General features: G+C 40.9%; 17 protein-coding genes and 1 tRNA gene. 11 read left to right on the top strand and 7 right to left on the bottom strand.

All coding sequences use genetic code 11. The annotated features are described in order from the left end of the window. Positions 1 to 42: 42 nt before the first annotated feature. Complete coding sequence (gene radA / locus BHC43_RS07485) at positions 43 to 1,416, bottom strand: DNA repair protein RadA (protein ID WP_100156965.1); 1,374 nt, start codon at positions 1,414 to 1,416, stop codon at positions 43 to 45. Positions 1,417 to 1,997: 581 nt separating this feature from the next. Between radA and putP the strand changes: the two genes are divergently transcribed. From putP to secF, 5 genes are all read left to right on the top strand, one after another. Continuing rightward, positions 1,998 to 3,485 carry a sodium/proline symporter PutP gene (putP, locus tag BHC43_RS07480; RefSeq protein ID WP_257378001.1) on the top strand — a complete coding sequence of 496 codons (1,488 nt, stop codon included), beginning with the start codon at positions 1,998 to 2,000 and terminating at the stop codon, positions 3,483 to 3,485. Between the two features lie 121 nt (positions 3,486 to 3,606). Then, positions 3,607 to 4,281, top strand: a complete 675-nt coding sequence (radC, locus tag BHC43_RS07475) for a RadC family protein (RefSeq protein WP_100140161.1) — start codon at positions 3,607 to 3,609, stop codon at positions 4,279 to 4,281. A gap of 125 nt (positions 4,282 to 4,406) precedes the next feature. Then, entirely contained in the window at positions 4,407 to 4,706 is a 300-nt protein-coding gene (gene yajC / locus BHC43_RS07470) for a preprotein translocase subunit YajC (RefSeq protein ID WP_100140160.1), read from the top strand. Between the two features lie 89 nt (positions 4,707 to 4,795). Then, positions 4,796 to 6,649 carry a protein translocase subunit SecD gene (secD, locus tag BHC43_RS07465; RefSeq protein WP_100156964.1) on the top strand — a complete coding sequence of 618 codons (1,854 nt, stop codon included), beginning with the start codon at positions 4,796 to 4,798 and terminating at the stop codon, positions 6,647 to 6,649. Between the two features lie 6 nt (positions 6,650 to 6,655). Beyond that, entirely contained in the window at positions 6,656 to 7,591 is a 936-nt protein-coding gene (gene secF / locus BHC43_RS07460) for a protein translocase subunit SecF (RefSeq protein WP_100152528.1), read from the top strand. Between the two features lie 190 nt (positions 7,592 to 7,781). Here secF and BHC43_RS07455 read toward each other — a convergent pair whose 3' ends face one another. Beyond that, positions 7,782 to 8,426 carry a hypothetical protein gene (locus tag BHC43_RS07455; protein WP_100140157.1) on the bottom strand — a complete coding sequence of 215 codons (645 nt, stop codon included), beginning with the start codon at positions 8,424 to 8,426 and terminating at the stop codon, positions 7,782 to 7,784. Between the two features lie 181 nt (positions 8,427 to 8,607). Between BHC43_RS07455 and BHC43_RS07450 the strand changes: the two genes are divergently transcribed. Together BHC43_RS07450 and BHC43_RS07445 are read left to right on the top strand one after the other, a co-directional pair. Then, positions 8,608 to 8,964 (top strand): Spx/MgsR family RNA polymerase-binding regulatory protein, encoded by a 357-nt coding sequence (locus tag BHC43_RS07450; RefSeq protein WP_100156963.1) that lies wholly within the window; start codon positions 8,608 to 8,610, stop codon positions 8,962 to 8,964. Positions 8,965 to 8,984: 20 nt separating this feature from the next. Then, on the top strand, positions 8,985 to 9,722 hold the full coding sequence (locus tag BHC43_RS07445) for a UDP-2,3-diacylglucosamine diphosphatase (protein ID WP_100156962.1): 738 nt from the start codon (positions 8,985 to 8,987) through the stop codon (positions 9,720 to 9,722). 185 nt (positions 9,723 to 9,907) lie between these two features. Here the strand turns inward: BHC43_RS07445 and rho are convergent, their stop codons facing one another. Beyond that, the gene (rho, locus tag BHC43_RS07440; protein WP_100140154.1) at positions 9,908 to 11,170 is read right to left on the bottom strand and encodes a transcription termination factor Rho; all 1,263 of its coding nucleotides are present in this window, start codon (positions 11,168 to 11,170) and stop codon (positions 9,908 to 9,910) included. Between the two features lie 843 nt (positions 11,171 to 12,013). Here rho and BHC43_RS07435 point away from each other — a divergent pair. After that, a complete protein-coding gene (locus BHC43_RS07435; RefSeq protein WP_100140153.1) occupies positions 12,014 to 12,541 on the top strand; it encodes an FKBP-type peptidyl-prolyl cis-trans isomerase in 528 nt (175 codons plus the stop codon). 58 nt (positions 12,542 to 12,599) lie between these two features. On the opposite strand, the gene BHC43_RS07430 is transcribed toward BHC43_RS07435, so the two are convergent. The 4 genes from BHC43_RS07430 to BHC43_RS07415 form a co-directional block, all read right to left on the bottom strand. Then, a tRNA-Asn gene (locus BHC43_RS07430) sits at positions 12,600 to 12,675 on the bottom strand. Positions 12,676 to 12,798: 123 nt separating this feature from the next. Beyond that, positions 12,799 to 13,710, bottom strand: coding sequence for an acetylglutamate kinase (gene argB, locus BHC43_RS07425; RefSeq protein ID WP_100156961.1), 912 nt, complete (start codon positions 13,708 to 13,710; stop codon positions 12,799 to 12,801). A gap of 249 nt (positions 13,711 to 13,959) precedes the next feature. Next, positions 13,960 to 14,424: a Holliday junction resolvase RuvX gene (ruvX, locus tag BHC43_RS07420; RefSeq protein ID WP_100156960.1), complete on the bottom strand. Its 465-nt coding sequence runs from the start codon at positions 14,422 to 14,424 to the stop codon at positions 13,960 to 13,962. Then, positions 14,417 to 14,995 (bottom strand): YqgE/AlgH family protein, encoded by a 579-nt coding sequence (locus tag BHC43_RS07415; RefSeq protein WP_100140246.1) that lies wholly within the window; start codon positions 14,993 to 14,995, stop codon positions 14,417 to 14,419. The genes ruvX and BHC43_RS07415 overlap by 8 nt, the downstream gene beginning before the upstream one ends. Before the next feature lie 214 nt (positions 14,996 to 15,209). Between BHC43_RS07415 and gpmI the strand changes: the two genes are divergently transcribed. The 3 genes from gpmI (at position 15,210) to BHC43_RS07400 (ending at position 19,751) form a co-directional block, all read left to right on the top strand. Further along, positions 15,210 to 16,733 carry a 2,3-bisphosphoglycerate-independent phosphoglycerate mutase gene (gene gpmI / locus BHC43_RS07410; RefSeq protein WP_100156959.1) on the top strand — a complete coding sequence of 508 codons (1,524 nt, stop codon included), beginning with the start codon at positions 15,210 to 15,212 and terminating at the stop codon, positions 16,731 to 16,733. Between the two features lie 38 nt (positions 16,734 to 16,771). After that, positions 16,772 to 18,031 carry a murein hydrolase activator EnvC family protein gene (locus BHC43_RS07405; RefSeq protein WP_180297443.1) on the top strand — a complete coding sequence of 420 codons (1,260 nt, stop codon included), beginning with the start codon at positions 16,772 to 16,774 and terminating at the stop codon, positions 18,029 to 18,031. Positions 18,032 to 18,167: 136 nt separating this feature from the next. Further along, positions 18,168 to 19,751 (top strand): S41 family peptidase, encoded by a 1,584-nt coding sequence (locus BHC43_RS07400; RefSeq protein WP_100156957.1) that lies wholly within the window; start codon positions 18,168 to 18,170, stop codon positions 19,749 to 19,751. The last annotated feature ends 626 nt before the right edge of the window (positions 19,752 to 20,377 follow it).

Here is a 20,377-nt window from a genome sequence, read left to right as displayed (position 1 = left end):
AACAAGACTATTCCTTTAATCGTATTCTGGCAAATATAATCATCAATTGCGCCGGCTGGCATCCACTCCTTCCTGTACCGAATTGACACCAATAATCGTTAACCCCGGAAAATCTGCTGCTCGTTTCGGACAATTGGCTACCGGCACAATGGCATGAGTAAACCCCAGTTTTTCTGCCTCTCGTAAACGCTCCTGGCCGCGAGGCACAGGACGAATCTCTCCAGATAAGCCCACCTCGCCAAATACAATCAACTTTTCCGGCAACGGACGGTTACGATGGCTTGATAACATAGCCAGTATTACAGCCAAATCAGCAGCCGGTTCGGTAATTTTTACACCACCAACCGCATTTAGAAACACATCCTGATCATAGCAAGCAATACCTGCATGACGATTAAGCACAGCCAGCAGCATTGCCAGCCGCTCCTGTGCTAGTCCCACCGTTAAACGTTTTGGCGTAAAACCATGCGCATCATCTACCAATGCTTGAATTTCCACCAGCAATGGGCGTGACCCTTCCTGAGTAACCAGCACACAGGAGCCGGGAACATCATCACGGTAGCTGGATAGAAACAAAGCAGATGGATTAGATACCCCTTTGAGCCCTTTTTCAGTCATAGCAAATACGCCTAACTCATTGGCAGCACCAAAACGATTCTTAATCGCACGGATCATGCGATAATTAGAGTGAGTTTCACCCTCAAAATACAAAACCGTATCCACCATATGTTCTAAAACACGTGGACCGGCTATTGCACCATCCTTAGTAACATGTCCTACCAGCAGCATACTAATGCCTTGCTGCTTAGCTAATCTGGTTAGCTGAGCGGCACATTCGCGTACCTGAGAAACCGATCCAGGTGCAGAAGTAATGCTGTCAGAATACATAGTTTGAATTGAATCAATTACCACTACTTTGGGATTCAGACGTGCTATAGCCGCGCTTATGGCCTCAACACGGATTTCTGCCAGTAAGTGCACCCTATCCGCTTGGATACCAAGTCGTTGAGCTCGTAAAGCCACCTGTTGCGCAGATTCTTCACCAGAAACATACAGTACTGACTCTTCTTCAGCCAGTAAAGCAATTGTTTGCAACAGTAAAGTAGATTTACCTATGCCGGGATCTCCACCCAGCAAAATAACAGCACCATCCACCAGACCTCCGCCCAGTACCCTATCAAGCTCATTCATACCGGTAGGCGTACGCTGGACTTCCACTGCGCTTACCTCTGCCAGTAACTGTACCGCAGACTGACCAGAGGCCCATGATTGAAAGCGGCTATTGCCATTAGCTGCAGGCAGAACTATCGTTTCTTCTAGCGTATTCCATTCACCACAGTGCGGACAACGACCTTGCCATTTTGGCGATTGACCACCGCAACTGCGACATTGAAACTGAGTTTTTTGTTTTACCATTATTTCTTTCCGATAACCCACTTATAGTAAATACTGTATTCCCCAATTGAATAGAAAACCATTTTAAGAATTTAAATATTCCTGCTTTTGCCATTACCTAAAGCGAAAAACTCAACCATTACAAGCCTTATTCACATCTAATATAAATAATCTAATGATCTTTAATAAACAACAACCTTTATATCTACATTGCCAGATTGAAAACTTTATCAGCCTATCTAAATAAATCGTCACTGCTGGCATAAAGTTGAGACTATCTAAAAATATCCGAATAGCTTTTCAATCTATATGATGAAGAACTGGGATGGAGGATGTACAAAATAATTCTCAAGAGTATATATATGTAAAGTATTATATACTTCTGGTATCGAACCTATGCAGGATAAATTGAAACTATCCGGATGCACATAATCAGTGTCCAATAAAACAATGGTTATCACATTGCTCTGATTTTACTATCTGTATCTTTTGCAGACATATAAACAATTCTGTAAATTATTTCAAATAAACCTCCTGATTTTAGGCATATTACTTTTACCAAAACTAATATCATATTCCATATATATATACAGGTTTAAAAAATGTCCTTACCAATGATTGTCACCTTTGCAGTGTACATAGTAGGAATGATAGCGATTGGATTTTTTGCATATCGTTCAACGCAAAACTTCGGCGATTATATTTTAGGTGGACGTCGAATTGGCAGTATCGTTACTGCACTCTCAGCCGGTGCTTCAGATATGAGCGGCTGGCTGCTAATGGGTCTGCCGGGAGCTGTATTTTTGTTTGGGATATCACAAAGCTGGATAGCCATTGGCCTGATTATCGGAGCGTATTTAAACTGGTTACTGATTGCTGGTCGTCTCCGAGTATTTACTGAAATTAATCATAATTCTCTGACACTGCCAGATTATTTTGCACGCCGTTTTGATGACAATAGCTCTTTATTACGTATTATCTCAGCGCTGATCATTCTTATCTTCTTCACTATTTACTGTGCTTCAGGGGTAGTTGCCGGTGCCAAACTATTTGAAAGCACCTTTGGAATGAGTTACGGCTGGGCTATGCTGGCAGGAGCGGGTGCGACAATCATTTATACTTTTGTCGGTGGTTTTTTAGCTGTAAGTTGGACAGATACTATTCAAGCCAGTCTAATGATGTTTGCTTTGGTTTTAACACCTATTATGGTAATAATAAATGCCGGCGGTCTTTCGGATTCAATTGCCTATATTCACTCCTTAAACCTCGACTACACTAATTTATTTGCCCATATGGATTTGGTTGCAATTGTTTCTTTGCTAGGCTGGGGTCTGGGCTACTTCGGGCAGCCACATATTCTTGCCCGCTTTATGGCTGCTGACTCACATAAAGTGATGAAAAATGCCCGTCGCATCAGTATGACATGGATGGTTTTATGTCTGGCTGGAGCAGTTACCGTTGGCTTTTTCGGCATAGCCTTTTTTGCCCGACATCCTGAACTGAATTATCTAGTTAGCCACGGTAAACATGAGCGTATTTTCATCGAACTGTCAAAATTGCTTTTTAATCAATGGATAGCTGGCATCATCCTAGCCGCCATACTCGCTGCAGTAATGAGTACCCTGAGCTGCCAATTACTAGTTTGTTCCAGCGCCCTCACAGAGGATTTCTATCGCGCTTACTTTAGACCTAAAGCAAAGCAAAGAGAGCTAGTATGGGTAGGACGAAGCATGGTGTTACTGGTTTCAGTCATTGCCATCGTATTAGCAATTAATCCGGATAACAGCGTGCTGGATTTGGTCAGCCACGCATGGGCCGGCTTTGGAGCAGCTTTCGGACCAATCATAATTTTTTCAGTATTCTGGTCACGAATGACACGTAATGGCGCTTTGGCCGGTATGATTACAGGGGCGATAACCGTACTTTTGTGGATCAATTTCAAGTGGTTTAATATTTATTCGCTCATCCCGGGCTTTCTGCTTGCTTCAATAGCCATTGTGCTATTCAGCCTGTTTGATAAAAAACCAAATCAATTGATACAAAATCATTTTAAACAAGCACATGATCGTTATCATAACAATATGGATTAAATTACAATCTCGCATATAAGGATTTCAACATCAGATACCCTAACCAACACAACAGCAAATCAATTTATTTTATTACAAAGTTATATTATGATTTCGTCTTTAAATGACATAATCGTAAAAAATGAGTATCAAACACTGGCCTAAACACGATCGTCCAAGGGAAAAACTGCTCAAGCAGGGTGCCAGTGCACTCAGCGATACAGAATTATTGGCCATATTATTGCGTACAGGAACGAGGGGGAAAAGTGCCGTTGATTTGGCACGAGAGCTAATTGCCAAAACAGGCAGCCTGCGGGCTTTACTTGAGGCAGACTGTCAGCAAATTTGTCAGTACCATGGCATGGGTGTAGCCAGTTATACCCAATTTGCTGTTATTCGTGAAATCAGCCGACGCATGTTGGCAGAAGAAATACATTGCCGTCCGGTTTTCACCCAGCCTGAAACAGTCGCAGATTTTCTACGTTTGCTTATAGGGCATGAAAAGGTAGAAGTTTGCGTGGCCTTACTACTAAACCAGCGCAATGAGCTAATGCATACCATTGAGCTTGCCCGAGGTACCATCAATGAAGCCAGAGTATATACGCGCGAAGTAGCTGCTGCTGCCTTGAGCCACCATGCAGTATCGATTATTCTGGCACATAATCACCCTGGCCAATCAACTATGCCTTCTTCAGGAGATATTCAGCTTACTCGTCAGATTAAAGCAGCACTTAACCTTTTGGATATCCGCTTGCTCGACCATTTTATCGTCACTGCAGAAAAAACCACATCCATGGCAGTATTAGACCTGCTGTAACCAGCATAAGCATCTGAATCTAAAGATTCAGACAATACATTGTACAAAACTGGATAAAATCATCATTGCAGATTACAATAACGGGTTTAATAGTGTTATTTACCTGAATTACACGGAGTAAGCCCATGATTGATTTTGCTTATGCTGCCAACACTGCCGGTACACAAAGTAGCCTGATGCAGTTTTTACCTCTCTTATTAATTCTAGTTGTATTTTATTTTCTGATTATTCGTCCGCAGCAAAGCAAACATAAAAAACATCAGCAGATGTTAACTGAGCTGAAAAAAGGCGATAAAGTAGTTACACTGGCTGGAATGGTCGGCAAAATTACTAAAGTAAACGATCAATACTTCACCATTGAAATCGCACCGAAAGTAGAAGTTGAATTTGAGCGCAATGCCATCAGTGGCAAGGCACCAGAATAAAGCCTGTTATCTGCCGCAACGTTTCAGTTGCGGCCTTTATTTTCTTTACTTATATTGAAAAACAACAGTCTGCAAGTAAGGCAGCAAATATGAATCGTTATCCTTTATGGAAATATCTGCTTATCATCGTCACCATAGTTTTGGGGCTGCTCTATACCATACCAAACTTCTTCGGCGAGATACCAGCAGTACAAATCTCTACCAACCGTCAAGCTATTACAATTAACGAGCAGACTGAAAACACGGTTAAACAAGCACTGGCAGCTGCACATATACAGCATCAGGGTATGTTTATTACCGATGGTAGTCTAAAAGTTCGTTTCAGCGATACAGAAACTCAGCTTAAAGCACGTGATGCCATTGCTTCTCAATTTGGAGATGGCTATATAGTGGCTTTAAATCTGCTGGCCAACACGCCTGAATGGATGGAAAAAATTCACGCCAAGCCTATGTTTCTAGGGCTAGACTTGCGCGGCGGTGTGCACTTTACCATGCAGGTTGATATGGAATCAGCCGTAGACAAGACCTTAGACAGCTATGCCGGCGATATTCGTCGTCAACTGCGTAAACTACAAATTCGCAGCGGCAATATTGTTAAAAACGGACAAACACTGACCATCCCTTTTCAATCAACCAGTGACGCCGACAATGCAACATCTGGTCTGAAAAAATATCTCAACGATGCCACACTTACTCAAAACGGTGACCGTCTAATCGTCAGTCTGAGCAATACTGCGCTGGCTAGAATCCGCACTGATGCAGTGACCCAAAACATCAATACCCTTCACAACCGTGTTAACGAGCTAGGCGTGGCAGAACCTGTCATTCAGCAGGCAGGCCCTGACCGAATTGTCGTACAGTTACCAGGTGTACAAGACACAGCTAAAGCCAAAGATATCATTGGCCGTACCGCCACCCTGCAAGTGCGTATGGTTAGTGACGATCCAAATCTTTATCAGCAGGCACTTCAAGGACACAATCCGGATGGTTATGAACTATTACCTTCTGCTGGTAATGGAGCTCCCACATTGGTGAGCAAGCAGGTTGAACTAACTGGCGATAACATTAATGATGCACAAGCAAGTTTCAATGACAGAGGGCAACCCGGAGTCAGTGTGAACTTTGACAGTACCGGTGCAAGTATTTTCGCAGACCTTACCCGAAATAATGTAGGTAAGCGCATGGCCATGGTACTTATTGATCAAGGTAAAGCCGAAGTTATTACTGCACCGGTAATCAATGAACCTATTCCGGGTGGCAAAACTATCATTTCCGGCAACATGAGCATAGCCGAAGCCAATGATACTGCCCTGCTGTTGCGTGCTGGTTCTCTGGCTGCGCCAATGAAAATTATCGAAGAACGTACCATTGGTCCGTCACTGGGTAAAGAAAACATCAGTAAGGGATTTCACTCTACATTATGGGGTTTTGTAGTAGTTGCTGTATTCATGATGCTCTACTATCGCATGTTTGGCCTGTTTTCAGTGATTGCCTTGTCTTGTAATCTGCTGTTTCTGATTGCTATTCTGTCTGCAATGCAAGCCACACTTACCCTGCCGGGCATCGCCGCTATCGCCCTGACACTTGGTATGGCAATTGACTCAAATGTATTAATTAATGAGCGCATTCGAGAAGAATTGCGCCATGGAAATACACCGCAGATATCAATCAATGCCGGTTATGATCATGCATGGCACACAATTGTAGACTCAAACATCACTTCACTGATTGCTGGTCTGGCTCTGTTGATTTTTGGTTCCGGCCCTATACGTGGGTTTGCTGTAGTGCACTGTCTGGGGATTCTGACTTCCATGTATTCCTCTGTGGTAGTTTCACGTGCCATTGTAAATCTATGGTACGGCCGCAAACGTAAATTAAAAACCCTATCCATCGGCCACATCTGGATTGCTGATAATGCTCCTACCAGTAAAAACAAGGCTTAAATAATTATGGAATTTTTCAAAATCAAACGTGACATTCCGTTTATGAGCTATGGCAAGCTAACAACGGCGATATCACTAATTACTTTTATTCTGGCTGTATTTTTTCTGGTGACACGCGGATTGAATTTTTCAGTTGAGTTCACTGGTGGTACCGTAATGGAAGTGGAGTTTCAGCAGAGTGCGGATTTAAACAAGATTCGCACTGAGCTGGATGGATTAAAACTGGGTGAAGTTCAGGTACAGGCACTTGGTACTAATAAACAACTTATGATTCGCTTACCCAACAAAGCGAATATGTCCTCCGCTCAGTTATCTAATCAGGTAATGGATCTGCTTAAACAGCATCAGGATGGCGTAAGCTTACGACAGGTAGAATTTATCGGCCCACAGGTAGGTGAAGAGCTGGTAACACATGGGCTGCTTGCTCTGGGCATGGTTGTTCTAGGCATCATTATCTATTTATCCATGCGCTTTGAATGGCGTTTTGCCGTATCTGCCATCATTGCTAATATGCACGACGTGGTTATTATTCTGGGTTGTTTCGCTTTATTTCGCTGGGAATTTTCACTTACTGTACTAGCAGGTGTTCTGGCTGTGCTTGGTTATTCAGTGAACGAATCAGTAGTGGTATTCGACCGTATCCGCGAAAACTTTCGCAAACCCCATATGCGCGGCAAAAGTGTACCGGCAATCATTGATAATGCCATTACCGCGACCATGAGCCGTACAGTTATTACGCATGGTTCTACCGAAGCAATGGTTATCTCCATGCTGGTTTTTGGCGGAGCGGCACTGCATGGATTTGCCATGGCCTTAACTATTGGTATTGTATTTGGTATCTATTCTTCAGTACTAGTAGCCAGTCCGTTACTGCTGATGTTTGGTTTGAACCGACAAAATCTGGTTAAACCACCTAAACGTAAAGAAGAAGCCGTAGTATAAATACTAAACAATTACCATAGTCATTATCGTGTAAAAATCTCCAGATTAAATAAAAATCTGGAGATTTTTAATATCCGCTAGCGCCAAACCAAATTTTAATCTATATGCATAATGTCAGATAACCAATTATCTAACTCTTTAAACAATTAATCAGTGAAAATCCATTTGCATTTTATTGATTTTATTACAATCAATGTAATGCACGTTCATCCTTCCAACCTTTATCAGTCAAGACTAATATAGCAGCACGCCGTTGTGGCTCCTGTAAAGATTTCCACCAGTTTTCATCAGTGGTTTTAATCAGATTTTCAGCCCATTTTTCCGGTACCAATTTGGCATCATAAACCACCTTGGAAATAGTCATACCATTGGCAGGTGTGGGTTCAGTAAAGAGCACAATTTTATCTACCTTTTGTGTACCAAGGCAAAGCAGACTACCCTGAGCACTGTTGAGTACATTAGCTTCACCCTTGCTGGTCCGGTAATACACTGCCTGTGGAATATCTGGTCCACCATTTACAGTTAATGTGACATCTTTCCCTTGTTCGTATAAATCTGCATCTGTCAGAATATCCATTTGTTTCAGAGCTGTTTTATTGACTTTCTCTCCATCACTGTTTTTTCTGGCAATCCGAATTTCCTTATTTCCCAGAGTAATCATATTATTAATTCCACCCTGAGCGTTGTCTAATACCAAATTTACCGCCAGACATACCTTATCATTTTTGCCAAATTCATTAATTGCATTTGTAAAATTACTATTACTCGCCTCTTGTTTACCACTACAGGCGGCCAGTAACAGGCTGGCGGCAAATAATAAACTGATTTTTTTCATACCGACTTTCCTTATAAAATAATATTTTTGCACTGATTTAAGCATACTGCCAATGTGTCAGATTAGCAATGCAGACCCTATATCGTGAGTTTAAAAACAATCTGCATGCAACAAACCAACACTTAAGCTCGTTAGAGCAAACCGGTATAATATTCCTATGTACATTTACATGGTCTTAATTATGAGTATTCGGATTTATGGTATCAGCCAATGTAATACGGTAAAAAAAGCGCGTCAGTGGCTACAAGAGCATAAAATTGATGCTGAATTTATTGATTTCAAAAAAACACCTCCCATAGCTACAGATATCCAATTTTGGCTGACACAAATACCTAAAGAAACCCTTATTAATCGTAAAGGCACCACTTGGCGTAAATTAAGTGCCATCGATCAGCAGGATGCACTCTGCAGCAATGAAGCGGCCATACAGCTGATGATGAATCAACCATCAGTAATCAAGCGCCCTGTATTAATAAATGATAATCAACGCGTACTTGTTGGCTTCGACGCAGCAAAGTACAGTGAATTTTTAGCCTGATATTATTAAATCGACAAACCATGAACACCACTATTTTTATTTCAGACTTACATTTGTCAGAACAAACTCCTCCATTAAATAAACTTTTTCAGCGCTGTTTAGAACAATGGCAGGGAAATATTGATGCCTTATATATTCTGGGAGATTTTTTCGATGTATGGATTGGCGATGATGATGACAGTGATTTTATCCGCACCATCAAAAAAGAGCTGAAAGAATTTACTGCCAGCACGCCGGTTTATTTTATTCATGGCAATCGTGATTTTCTGCTGGGAGAAAAATTTTCCGCTGAAAGCGGTATCCAGCTATTAAATGCACCACAACAAATTAATCTTTATGGTCATGATTATATTATCATGCATGGAGATGAGCTATGTACCGATGATGTAGCTTATCAGCAATTTCGTATGCAGTCACGTAATCCATTATGGCAGATGGCCGTATTAAGTAAACCCATAGCAGAACGGAGATTACTAGCCGGACAAATTCGTCAAATGAGTGAGACACGTAAAAATAATGAAGGTAAAAGTGAAATCTCTGATGTCACTGAAGGTGCCATCCAGCAACTGATGGAAAACCATGCTCAAGATACCTTACCAACGCTGATTCATGGCCACACTCACCGCCCTGCCGTACATGAATCTAAACTGAATAATCAGTTATTCAAACGTTATGTTATACAAGACTGGGCTGAAAATTATGGAGGCTATCTCGCTGTCGATGCTAATGGTGTTCATGTACATGAACTTAAACTTTAAGTAGTTCCAACACGATTTTATGCATTTATAATTATCAGAATCATTTACTGTTGAAATATTGTTCAGTCTGATATAAAAAAGCCATACAGTATTTATCAGTATAGCTTTTTTATCAATATTTAAATATCATAAATAAAAAAGCCGTGTTTACAGATTAAAACACGGCTTAGTAAGGTATTATTTTACTATTTACTACCACGCATTAAATCAAAAAAGTCTGCATTATTTTTGGACTGTTTCAATTTATCAATGATAAATTCAGTAGCTTCAATATCATCCATTGGATGCAAAAACTTGCGTAGCAGCCACATTTTTTGCAGATGTTCATTTGATACCAGCAGTTCTTCACGACGCGTTCCAGAACGATTGATGTTGATGGCCGGGAATAGACGTTTTTCTGCCATACGTCTGTCCAGATGCAATTCCATATTACCCGTACCTTTGAATTCTTCGTAAATTACATCATCCATGCGACTACCGGTTTCAACCAAAGCAGTAGCAATAATCGTTAATGAACCGCCTTCTTCCACATTACGTGCGGCACCAAAAAATCGTTTAGGGCGATGCAATGCATTGGCATCAATACCACCAGTCAAAATCTTGCCTGAAGCTGGTATGACAGTGTTATAAGCTCGTGCCAGACGAGTAATTGAATCCAGCAGAATAATTACATCTTTTTTATGCTCTACTAAACGCTTAGCTTTTTCAATCACCATTTCCGCTACTTGTACATGGCGGGTAGCTGGCTCATCAAAGGTAGAAGAAACCACTTCCCCACGTACGGAGCGCGTCATTTCGGTAACTTCTTCCGGACGTTCATCAATCAGCAAAACAAGCAGCTCTGCATCTGGATAATTAGCTGTAATTGCATGGGCAATATTTTGCAACATTACGGTTTTACCAGATTTCGGCGGTGCTACTAGTAAAGCACGTTGGCCGAAGCCAATGGGAGCAATCAGGTCTATAGCACGGCCGGTCAGATTTTCTCCTGAGCGGATATCACGTTCTAATACAAACTGACGATCCGGAAATAATGGCGTAAGATTTTCAAATAGGATTTTATGCTTGCATACCTCTGGATCATCACCATTGATTTTATCCAGTCGCACCAATGCAAAATAACGTTCGTTATCTTTAGGTACACGTACACTGCCTTCAATTGTATCACCGGTATGCAGATTGAAACGTCGAATCTGACTGGGGCTGACATAGATGTCATCCGGCCCAGCCAGATAAGATGTGTCCATACTGCGCAGAAAACCGAAGCCATCAGGAAGAATTTCCAAGGTACCAGAGCAGGTAAAAGCTTCTCCCTGCTTCATTTTGATGCGTACAATCGCAAAAACAAGATCTTGTTTACGCAAACGGTTGGCATTTTCAATGCCAAATTCATCAGCTATGCCCAGTAACTCAGACACATGTAAGTTTTGTAATTCAGAAACGTGCATAAAGATTTAAATGAACTTATTTATTAGAATTTAAGATAAGATGAGTCCGTAAACTCATAATAATTCCTGTTACCAAGCCTTAAATGCATGGGTGTATGCAAAAGAAAGGTAAGGGTATTTTATTGAAAGTCGATTTGGTTTAACTTTGCCACAGCAAACATTAAACATAGATTTAGAATTGACCTCTTCTTATAAGTTGCAATTCTATTCTGCATGCTCTCATGATGTCAAGCCATTATCAACATTCAATTAACACTACTGGTAAGAATACCTGCAAAATGCTGAACTGACATCATTTAGTCGCGAAGCAATCCCAAATCCATATTTTTCTCTTTCCATTTCGCATGCTTATACTTCAAAGCTGCCATAATTCTGGTTAATATAATTTTTTTCTTGTTATATTAACAATTTTGTTTTAACGATTTATAGATATTCGGAAGTTATATTTGCTCTAATATTAATTTAGGTACATAAGTGTAAATAAAAGCATATGGTCTCGCAAAGACAACAGTTATCAATTTTCTGTACTTGAGAACAGATAAACAAGTGTGAATTTAATAAAAAGAAAATTGTAATGATCTATTGATACGTTATTAAAAAGAACAATATTTTCAGCTAAACAGTGTGTGCATTTTCACACAGATAATTCTATTTCGTAAGTTCTGAAAAAATGAAATGCGTTAGTTTTAAACTGATATTTATTCAAATAAGCAAATTCATCACAATAAAATATTACCTACAACTTCTACTTTTGTATTTAAAATTGCGAGGCTTGATGAGTAAATTTATTTTTTGTGGATGGCTGGCTATAATTGCTTTTCCTTCAACATTTAAAGAGAAATTATGAAAAGCTTGTCTTTAACTATAATGGGTATCACAACTTTGCTGGCTGTATCAGCCTGCAACTTTGCGGACAACGGTTTTAAAAATAATAGTAGTGAGCCGGTAGCTGCTTCTTCAGCCACATCAGCCACCCGTAACCCTCAATTAGCTGGAGATGAGTTTCTGGCCAAAAATAAAACTGCACCTGGGGTTATTACTACTGCTTCTGGCTTGCAATATAAAGTCAATCATGAAGGTAGTGGTAAAAAGCCGAAAGCAAGCGATATGGTAACTGTTCAGTATGAAGGGCGTTTGATCGATGGCACAGTATTTGATAGCACAGCACAGCGTAATAATCAGCCAGCCACTTTCCCACTTAACGGCGTCATACCTGGATGGACTGAAGGTCTGCAGCTGATGTCAGAAGGCAGTGACTACACATTTTATATCCCGGCAAATCTTGCTTATGGAGAACAAAGCCCGACAAGCGCTATTCCACCTAACAGTGTTTTAATCTTCAATGTGAAACTGATTAAAGTTGGCGAATAACAGATAAAACGTACACAATGAAAAAAGCACTCAAATAAATGAGTGCTTTTTTTTAAACTGGCTCCCCGACCAGGGCTCGAACCTGGGACCTGCGGATTAACAGTCCGTCGCTCTACCGACTGAGCTATCAGGGAATGAGGCGAAATTATAGCGTTTGTAATTTTAGTGTCAAGCTTTTTGAACAATTATACCAATAAAAAAAATTAAATATTTAATTACACAACAATTAAATATTGTCGGCACCTAAATTAGCACTATTAAGCCTGCTCATTCTGACCAAGAATCATAGTACCCACACCTTTGTCGGTGAATATCTCCAGCAGCAGTGCATGTGGCACACGTCCGTCGATAATGTGTGTGTTGTGCACGCCATGCATTGCAGCCTGCAAGGTCGCATTGATTTTGGGTAACATACCATTTTGTAAGGTACCATCCGCGATTAATGCATTAATATCTGCCGGTGTTAAACGGCTTAATAACTGTTGATTTTTATCCAGTACACCTATGGTATTAGTCAGCATAATCAGCTTTTCTGCTTGCAGGCTTTCTGCCAATTTGCCTGCCACCACATCTGCATTAATGTTAAAAGCTTCGCCCTGCTCACCTACCCCTACCGGTGCCACTACAGGTATATAGCCGTGTTCGACCATTTCCTCTATCAGCGCAGTATCAATAGACTCTACTTCTCCAACCTGCCCGATATCCTGTCGGGCGTTTTCAGGGGTAGAGACATATAGTTTTCTAGCTTTGATAAAATGGTTATCCCGTCCTGTAATACCTACTGCATGTCCGCCATGCTGATTTAAAAGAGAAGTAATTTCCTTATTTACACAACCACCAAGTACCATTTCAACAATATTCATGGTTTCGTGATCTGTCACCCGCATACCCTGAATGAACTGATTATCTTTGCCTATTTTTTGAAGTAAATCATTAATTTGTGGGCCTCCCCCATGAACAATTACTGGATGGATTCCTACCAGTTTCAGTAAAACTACATCTTTGGCAAAACTTTCTTTCAGTTGGGGATCTGTCATGGCATTACCACCGTATTTGATTACCATGGTTACGCCGGAAAAGCGCCGGATATAAGGTAAAGCCTCGGCAAGAATATTGGCTTTAGTGCTGGCCTCCATTGTATCTAAGCTGATACTGCTATCTGTGCTCATTATGCGTCCTAGTCTGATTAAACTGTTTCTCTATTTACTGAGGTTAAGTTTATCCCCGGTTTCGCAAAAATAAAACCAAATAATGTGAACTGCTGTATATTCACGACAGAGAATATACCGGCATTTTTCGCCAGCTAAATAGATGATTAACAAAAAAATGAAAGAAAAGAAAATTCAGAAGTGCTGTTTTCTGAAGAAACTCTAATATTGGAATCAATTTGTAATAAAAAAACTGTATCTGAAGTTCACCTATTCAACCAATTTGGCTTTACAAGCGCCGGAACTGAAAAACGTTGTCAAAATAGCCTGTGCAGCCACTTGATCTAAAACCTGCTTACGTTTTTTTCCAAAAATACCAGCTTCACTGAGCAAACTATCAGCCACGGCTGACGTCCAGCGCTCATCTACCCAATATACGGGTAATTGGAAACGCCCATACAAACGGTTACCAAAACGCCGGCATTGTGCCGTCGCCTCATCTGAAGCACCATCAGCATGAGTTGGCAATCCAACTACCAGAGCCTTTGGCTGCCACTCTTTGATAAGAGATGCAATACGTATAAATCGTTCTTCATTGCTGATAAGCGTAATAGTTTCCAACGGATGTACGGTCGACAATTCCGCCTCTCCTACAGCTACTCCAATTCGCGCTAATCCATAGTCAAAACCAAGAACCGTCCCACTTCTTAACGGAGATAAAAGCGAATCAGGCATGTCCTGCCAGCCCGCTCAGATTGGTAATATCAATTTTCAGCAACTGCAAAGCGGCCTTATAACGCTGTTTATAGGGCATATCAAACAAAATTTGCATATCTGCAGGTGCAGTAATCCAGCTATTATCAGCCAGTTCCTGCTCCAACTGCCCTGCCGACCAGCTCGAATAACCGATAGTGGCCACAGCCTTATCTACCTCATTTTCCTGAGTAAGCCCCATAATAATATCGCGAGACGTTGTCATAGCAATATCATCAGTGACCATCAAACTGCTTTCCCATGAACCGGCCGGAGTGTGAACCAGAAAGCCTCTGTCTACCTGTACTGGGCCGCCCATAAGAACATTTTGGCCATGGAACCGTTCCGGCGTTGGGGTTTTAGCAGAGTCAAATAGCAAATCCATCATAATCGGTGACGGCTTATTTACAATAATACCCATGGCACCATCGGCACTATGTTCACACAGATAAATCACGCTTTCTTTAAAAAAAGGATCCTCCATTGCTGGCATTGCAATCAAAAAATGATTGGCCAGAGAAAAACTGAAAGAAGTGCCACGTTGAGCAGCCATATTTTGCATATCCATAAAAAAATAAAATCAAACCAGATATAATTAATTTATCGTTAAATTGGGTCTGTCCAGCTGTTTCTCAAGCCAGTGCTTTTAGCTATAATTCTATCTTACTTTAAAGCTGGTTTAATACCATCCTTCTTAGCCAAACTCTATTGGATAATACTGGCACTTTTGTCAGAATACACAACCCACCATCACAGAAAGGCCAATTGTGTCATTAACCAAACCTGTCGTTCTCTTAATTCTGGATGGTTTCGGCCATCGTGCCGATGGTGATGACAATGCTATTTTACTGGCACATACACCACATATCGATAATTATCGTCAGCACTACGCTTATGGCACCATTGATGCATCTGAGCGCATGGTTGGTCTACCCATAGGACAGTTTGGTAATTCAGAAGTAGGACACTTAAATATTGGTGCCGGCCGAGTTGTCCCTCAGGACATCACCCGTATTGATATGGCGATTGAAGATAAAAGTCTAGAAAAAAACATTGTTTTGCAAGAAGCATGGCAGACCACTAATCGTACCGTGCATCTGCTTGGCCTGTTTTCAGATGGGGGCGTACATAGTCACATTGAGCATTTTTTTGCAGTAATAGACGCGGCTATTGAAGCCGGTATGCAAAAAATAGTAGTGCATCCGTTTCTGGATGGACGTGACACACCTCCCCAAAGTGCACATCCCTATTTATTGCGTTTGCAAGAATATATGCAGCTGCATCCGCAGGTAATATGCGGCGCCATAGTCGGGCGTTTTTATGCCATGGATCGTGACAATCGCTGGGACAGAGTCGAAGCAGCTTACAATACTTTATTTGGTGATGCACCCTATCATGCTGTTTCACCGATTTCTGCACTTGAAGCAGCCTATGAACGTGGTGAACAGGATGAATTTGTCAAACCTACAATAGTGAGCCCTGATGCAGAACTGAAAAACGGCGATGCGATATTGTTTCTCAATTTCCGCGCCGACCGTGCGCGTGAATTAACTCAGGCGCTTACCTTTGAAAATTTTACCGGTTTCCAACGTCAGCACACAGTACAGCCTGGCTACTTTGCCAGCATCACAGCCTATGGTGCGCAGTTTCCTCATCCGGTAATGTTTGGCCGCCAATCTGTGCGTAATGGACTAGGTGAATTTCTGGCTACACAAGGACTAAGCCAGCTGCGCATTGCCGAAACTGAAAAATATCCTCATGTAACCTATTTTTTCAGTGGCGGACGTGAAGAACCTTATATAGGAGAAGAACGCATCATGATTCCTTCTCCTAAAGTCACCACCTATGATTTGCAACCAGAAATGAGTGCCGTCGGGATCACTGAAGAAATCATAGACAGCCTGCAACATCATCGCCATGACGTCATTATTTGCAACTTTGCTAATGGTGACATGGTTGGACATACAGGCTCGCTGGATGCTGCCGTCAAAGCAGTGGAAACATTGGATAGCTGTGTTGCGCGTGTGGTAGAAGCTACCCTAGCTGCTGGCGGTGAAGTAATAATCACCGCAGACCATGGCAACTGCGAACACATGTATGATAGAGAAAATCAACAGCCACATACCCAGCATACAGTTGAACCGGTGCCTTTTATATATATTGGCCGAAAAGCCACCATTCATACCGGCGGAGCATTAAAAGATGTGGCACCTTCCTTATTAGCGGTTCTCGGTCTAAACCCTCCATCAGAGATGACAGGGCGCAATCTGATTGAATTTACAAACAATTGATGAAAACTTTTTTCTGTCTTTCCCTAACCTGTTATTGTATGGCAACTTCTGTTGCCATAGCTGCCAGCAATCAAAAAATACAACCTGGCAGCGAATTGAAACAGGTACATCAGGCCATATCAGCTACTCAGAATCAGATTAGCAAAACAACTGTTGAGCAGAAAAAAATTGATGCCTCTATGGCAGCAACCAGCCAGCAGCTAAATCAAGCTAGGAATGAATTGGGGCGTCTCAGGCAACAGCAACAAACCAGTATGCGCCAGTTAGAAACACTGCAAACCAGTCTGGATAAAACACGTACACAAATAGCCGAAACTCAGACTCAAATTGCACGCTTACTGAATGCTCATTATCGTAATCGCCAACCAAACAGTGTATATCTGCTACTCAAACAGGATTCGACAGACAAAAAAGGCCGCTCACTACAATATATACGCTATCTGAATGAGGCCAACGAACGAGTGATTAAGCGTTTACAACAGCAACAGACGCGTATGAGTGAGCAGCAACAGGCAGTAGCAAAACAGCAAAATGAGCTATCAAAATTACGCCAGAAGCAGCAGCAAGTGATTAACAAACTGCAAATACGGCATCAAAGTCAGCAAAGTCAATCCACAGTATTAAGTCAGCAGTTAACGGTACAAAATAAACAGCTGCAATCACTCAAGGCTGCTGAAAAGCGTCTGAACAATTTGCTGAGCCGATTATCAGCACAGGCAACCATGCGTCGTCTGGCACAAACAAGTAAACCTAGTAAACAAATTTCAGGCAAAATAGAAAAACCGCAGCCACCCAAAATATCTACCAACTCTGTTAACCGTACAGAGTCCGTTCACAATACATCATCTTCAACACTAACCGCTGAAGATATGGCATTACAGGCTACAGATAACATTAACTCACCATTAATCAAAGGTCTGGCTCAAAAACAAGGTCGTCTTCCACGACCGGTAAGCGGTACCATTGCTGGAAGATTTGGTGAAAGTAGACCTAATGGCGGTATCTGGAAAGGATTGTTTTTTGCCTGTAATAACGCCGTTGTGCATAGCATAGCCAGTGGCACCGTAGCTTATGCAGCTTATTTACAGGGGTATGGCAACACAATTATTATCGATCATGGTGAAGGCTATATCAGTATTTACACCGGCTTAGCATCAGTAGGAGTCACGGCCAATCATACGATAGACGCTGGTCAAAACATTGGTATAAGTGGTAAATTACCAGACGGCCAGAATGGACTATATTTTGAAATCCGCTATCATAATCAGGCAATGAACCCATTATCATGGCTGCGCTGAAATAGAATATAGCGCACTATTACCTGTACTTACATTATGATGTAAACTTTGGCCTGAATAAAATATATGAATCACCCTTACAAACAGGTTTTCTAGACCTGAATCATTGTCGCTATCAGAAAGAAAAACAGAAATAATGGCTAATTCCCGATTAAAAAAAGCTGCTTTATATACATTAGGCGCTTTCAGTGGCGTGATTCTAACCCTGAGCATACAGGGCTATGCCAATGAAAAATCCGAAGCATTACCCGTACAATCTTTGCATACAATGGCCGAAGTTTATGGACAAATAAAAGCCAATTATGTTGAGAATAAAACCGATGATACGATTCTAGAAGGTGCCATGAAAGGCATGGTTAATAACCTAGACCCGCACTCAGAATATTTAACGGTAAAAGATTATTCCGATTTACAGGAAAGCACTACCGGTGAATTTGGTGGTTTAGGTATGGAAATCAGTTCAGAAGACGGACTGATTAAAATTGTTGCGCCTATCGAAGATACACCGGCCGATCGTGCAGGTATTAAAAGCGGTGATTACATTGTTAAAATTGACAATGAATCTACCCGAAACATGACAGCCACTGAAGCGGTTAAAAAAATGCGAGGTAAACCAGGCACCAGTATCACACTGACTCTGGCTCGTAAAGATGAAACTCAGCCCATTGTGGTACACCTCACCCGCGCTATTATTAAAGTAAAAAGTGTTCGCTTTAAATTACTGGAACCAAATTACGGCTATGTGCGCATTACCCAGTTTCAGGAACACACGGTCAGCTTGCTGGCTGATGCTCTTAAAGAACTGAACAAACAGAATAAAGCACCACTAAAAGGTTTGGTATTAGATTTACGTGACGATCCAGGCGGTTTATTGAACAGTGCAGTGGGTGTTTCCGCTGTATTTCTGAAACCTGGAGTAAAAGTAGTCAGCACTAAAAACCGCGACAAAAAAGAAGGAATGGTTTTACGAACGATTCCTAAAGATTACGTGGTTAAAGGTAACGATCCGCTCATTAATCTGACGGATGAGCTTAAAAGCATTCCTGTAACGGTTTTGGTTAATTCAGGAACTGCTTCTGCATCTGAAATCGTTTCTGGCGCTTTGCAGGATTACAAGCGTGCTGTAATTGTTGGTACGCAGAGTTTCGGCAAAGGCTCTGTTCAGACTGTTATTCCTTTGTCCAACGGCGGTGCTGTTAAACTGACTACAGCCTTGTACTACACCCCTAATGACCGTTCCATACAAGCACAAGGTATCGTACCCGATGTAGAGGTTAAAGATAAAAACCGCACATACGAAAGCCGCGAGGCTGATTTGGGTGGACATTTGAGCAACCCGCTGGGTGGTAAAGAAGTAAATGGTGATCTATTGGGCGGACAGAAAAAATCTACGTCTTCTGCTTCAGCTAGCGAAGCTGCCTTACATGAAACTGATACTACTGCTGATAAAGACAGTACTAAAGATGCCAAAGCCAATACATCAATTACCAACAACTCCAAAAATAACGGCGCTAAAAATACTGACGCATCAAAAGACAGTAAAAAGAAAAAGGATGAAGAAGACTGGCTTGCTCGTCGAGACCCCAATCCAGCCAAGGATGCTCAATTAAAAGCAGCACTGGACTTAGTCAAAGATCCGGTCAAATGGAATCAGTCATTGGGATTAGCAGCCAAAAAACCTGCAAAAACAGCGGATAAAGACAAGAAGAACCAAAAATAATAATTTCTTTCAAAACAGATAGCCAATAAGCTATCTGTTTTTTTATGTAAAGGTAAAACCCAAAAGCAGATTACCTTCACCTAAATCTGTCTTTTATCATTCTGATTCAGAATATAGCTTTTAGAAATCAATAATAACTAATATATAGCCTAAGATTAAAGCTTATGAAAATTTAGACAATAATAAAAGCAATGGATTAAATTGCTTCATGCGCTATAAAATCATTGAGCTTTTAGCAAATTTAAATAAAATTGCCATTTATACAACTTTTAGATTCAGGTTATAAATCTGAATGTATTTTAAACATATATTAATTAATCCTACCAATTTGATATTAAATACCCTGACAATGATCAAAAAATAAGAATAAATAATATTATCTTTAAATATATCTATTTCATATCTATAAAATAGATAGTTATTATCATAATTAACCGGATTTTTAAACCCGCTTACATCTAAAATTGAGTTTTTAAACTTTTATTGCAATTTCGAATCAGTTTTCCGCTTTATTAAAATTTCTAATTTAATATGCATTAAGCTAATACTTTTTATTTTAAAAATTAAAATGATAGTAATAAATAAATTAACCAATGAGTTCGAATAGAAATCTAATAGTTTTGTTT

It is taken from the genome of Snodgrassella alvi (genome assembly GCF_002777855.1).
Taxonomy (GTDB): Bacteria; Pseudomonadota; Gammaproteobacteria; order Burkholderiales; family Neisseriaceae; genus Snodgrassella; species Snodgrassella alvi_E.
The sequence above is the reverse complement of the archived record's forward strand: the minus strand, read 5'-3'. Positions and strand labels throughout refer to the sequence as shown.

Coding starts and splice junctions, on each gene's coding strand:
- BHC43_RS07400 (WP_100156957.1), top strand. CDS start 18,168: ATGGCTAATTCCCGATTAAAAAAAGCTGCTTTATATACATTAGGCGCT.
- radC (WP_100140161.1), top strand. CDS start 3,607: ATGAGTATCAAACACTGGCCTAAACACGATCGTCCAAGGGAAAAACTG.
- BHC43_RS07435 (WP_100140153.1), top strand. CDS start 12,014: ATGAAAAGCTTGTCTTTAACTATAATGGGTATCACAACTTTGCTGGCT.
- argB (WP_100156961.1), bottom strand. CDS start 13,710: ATGAGCACAGATAGCAGTATCAGCTTAGATACAATGGAGGCCAGCACT.
- BHC43_RS07415 (WP_100140246.1), bottom strand. CDS start 14,995: ATGGCTGCTCAACGTGGCACTTCTTTCAGTTTTTCTCTGGCCAATCAT.
- BHC43_RS07455 (WP_100140157.1), bottom strand. CDS start 8,426: ATGAAAAAAATCAGTTTATTATTTGCCGCCAGCCTGTTACTGGCCGCC.
- BHC43_RS07450 (WP_100156963.1), top strand. CDS start 8,608: ATGAGTATTCGGATTTATGGTATCAGCCAATGTAATACGGTAAAAAAA.
- secF (WP_100152528.1), top strand. CDS start 6,656: ATGGAATTTTTCAAAATCAAACGTGACATTCCGTTTATGAGCTATGGC.
- putP (WP_257378001.1), top strand. CDS start 1,998: ATGTCCTTACCAATGATTGTCACCTTTGCAGTGTACATAGTAGGAATG.
- yajC (WP_100140160.1), top strand. CDS start 4,407: ATGATTGATTTTGCTTATGCTGCCAACACTGCCGGTACACAAAGTAGC.
- BHC43_RS07445 (WP_100156962.1), top strand. CDS start 8,985: ATGAACACCACTATTTTTATTTCAGACTTACATTTGTCAGAACAAACT.
- BHC43_RS07405 (WP_180297443.1), top strand. CDS start 16,772: ATGGCAACTTCTGTTGCCATAGCTGCCAGCAATCAAAAAATACAACCT.
- ruvX (WP_100156960.1), bottom strand. CDS start 14,424: ATGCCTGATTCGCTTTTATCTCCGTTAAGAAGTGGGACGGTTCTTGGT.
- secD (WP_100156964.1), top strand. CDS start 4,796: ATGAATCGTTATCCTTTATGGAAATATCTGCTTATCATCGTCACCATA.
- radA (WP_100156965.1), bottom strand. CDS start 1,416: ATGGTAAAACAAAAAACTCAGTTTCAATGTCGCAGTTGCGGTGGTCAA.
- rho (WP_100140154.1), bottom strand. CDS start 11,170: ATGCACGTTTCTGAATTACAAAACTTACATGTGTCTGAGTTACTGGGC.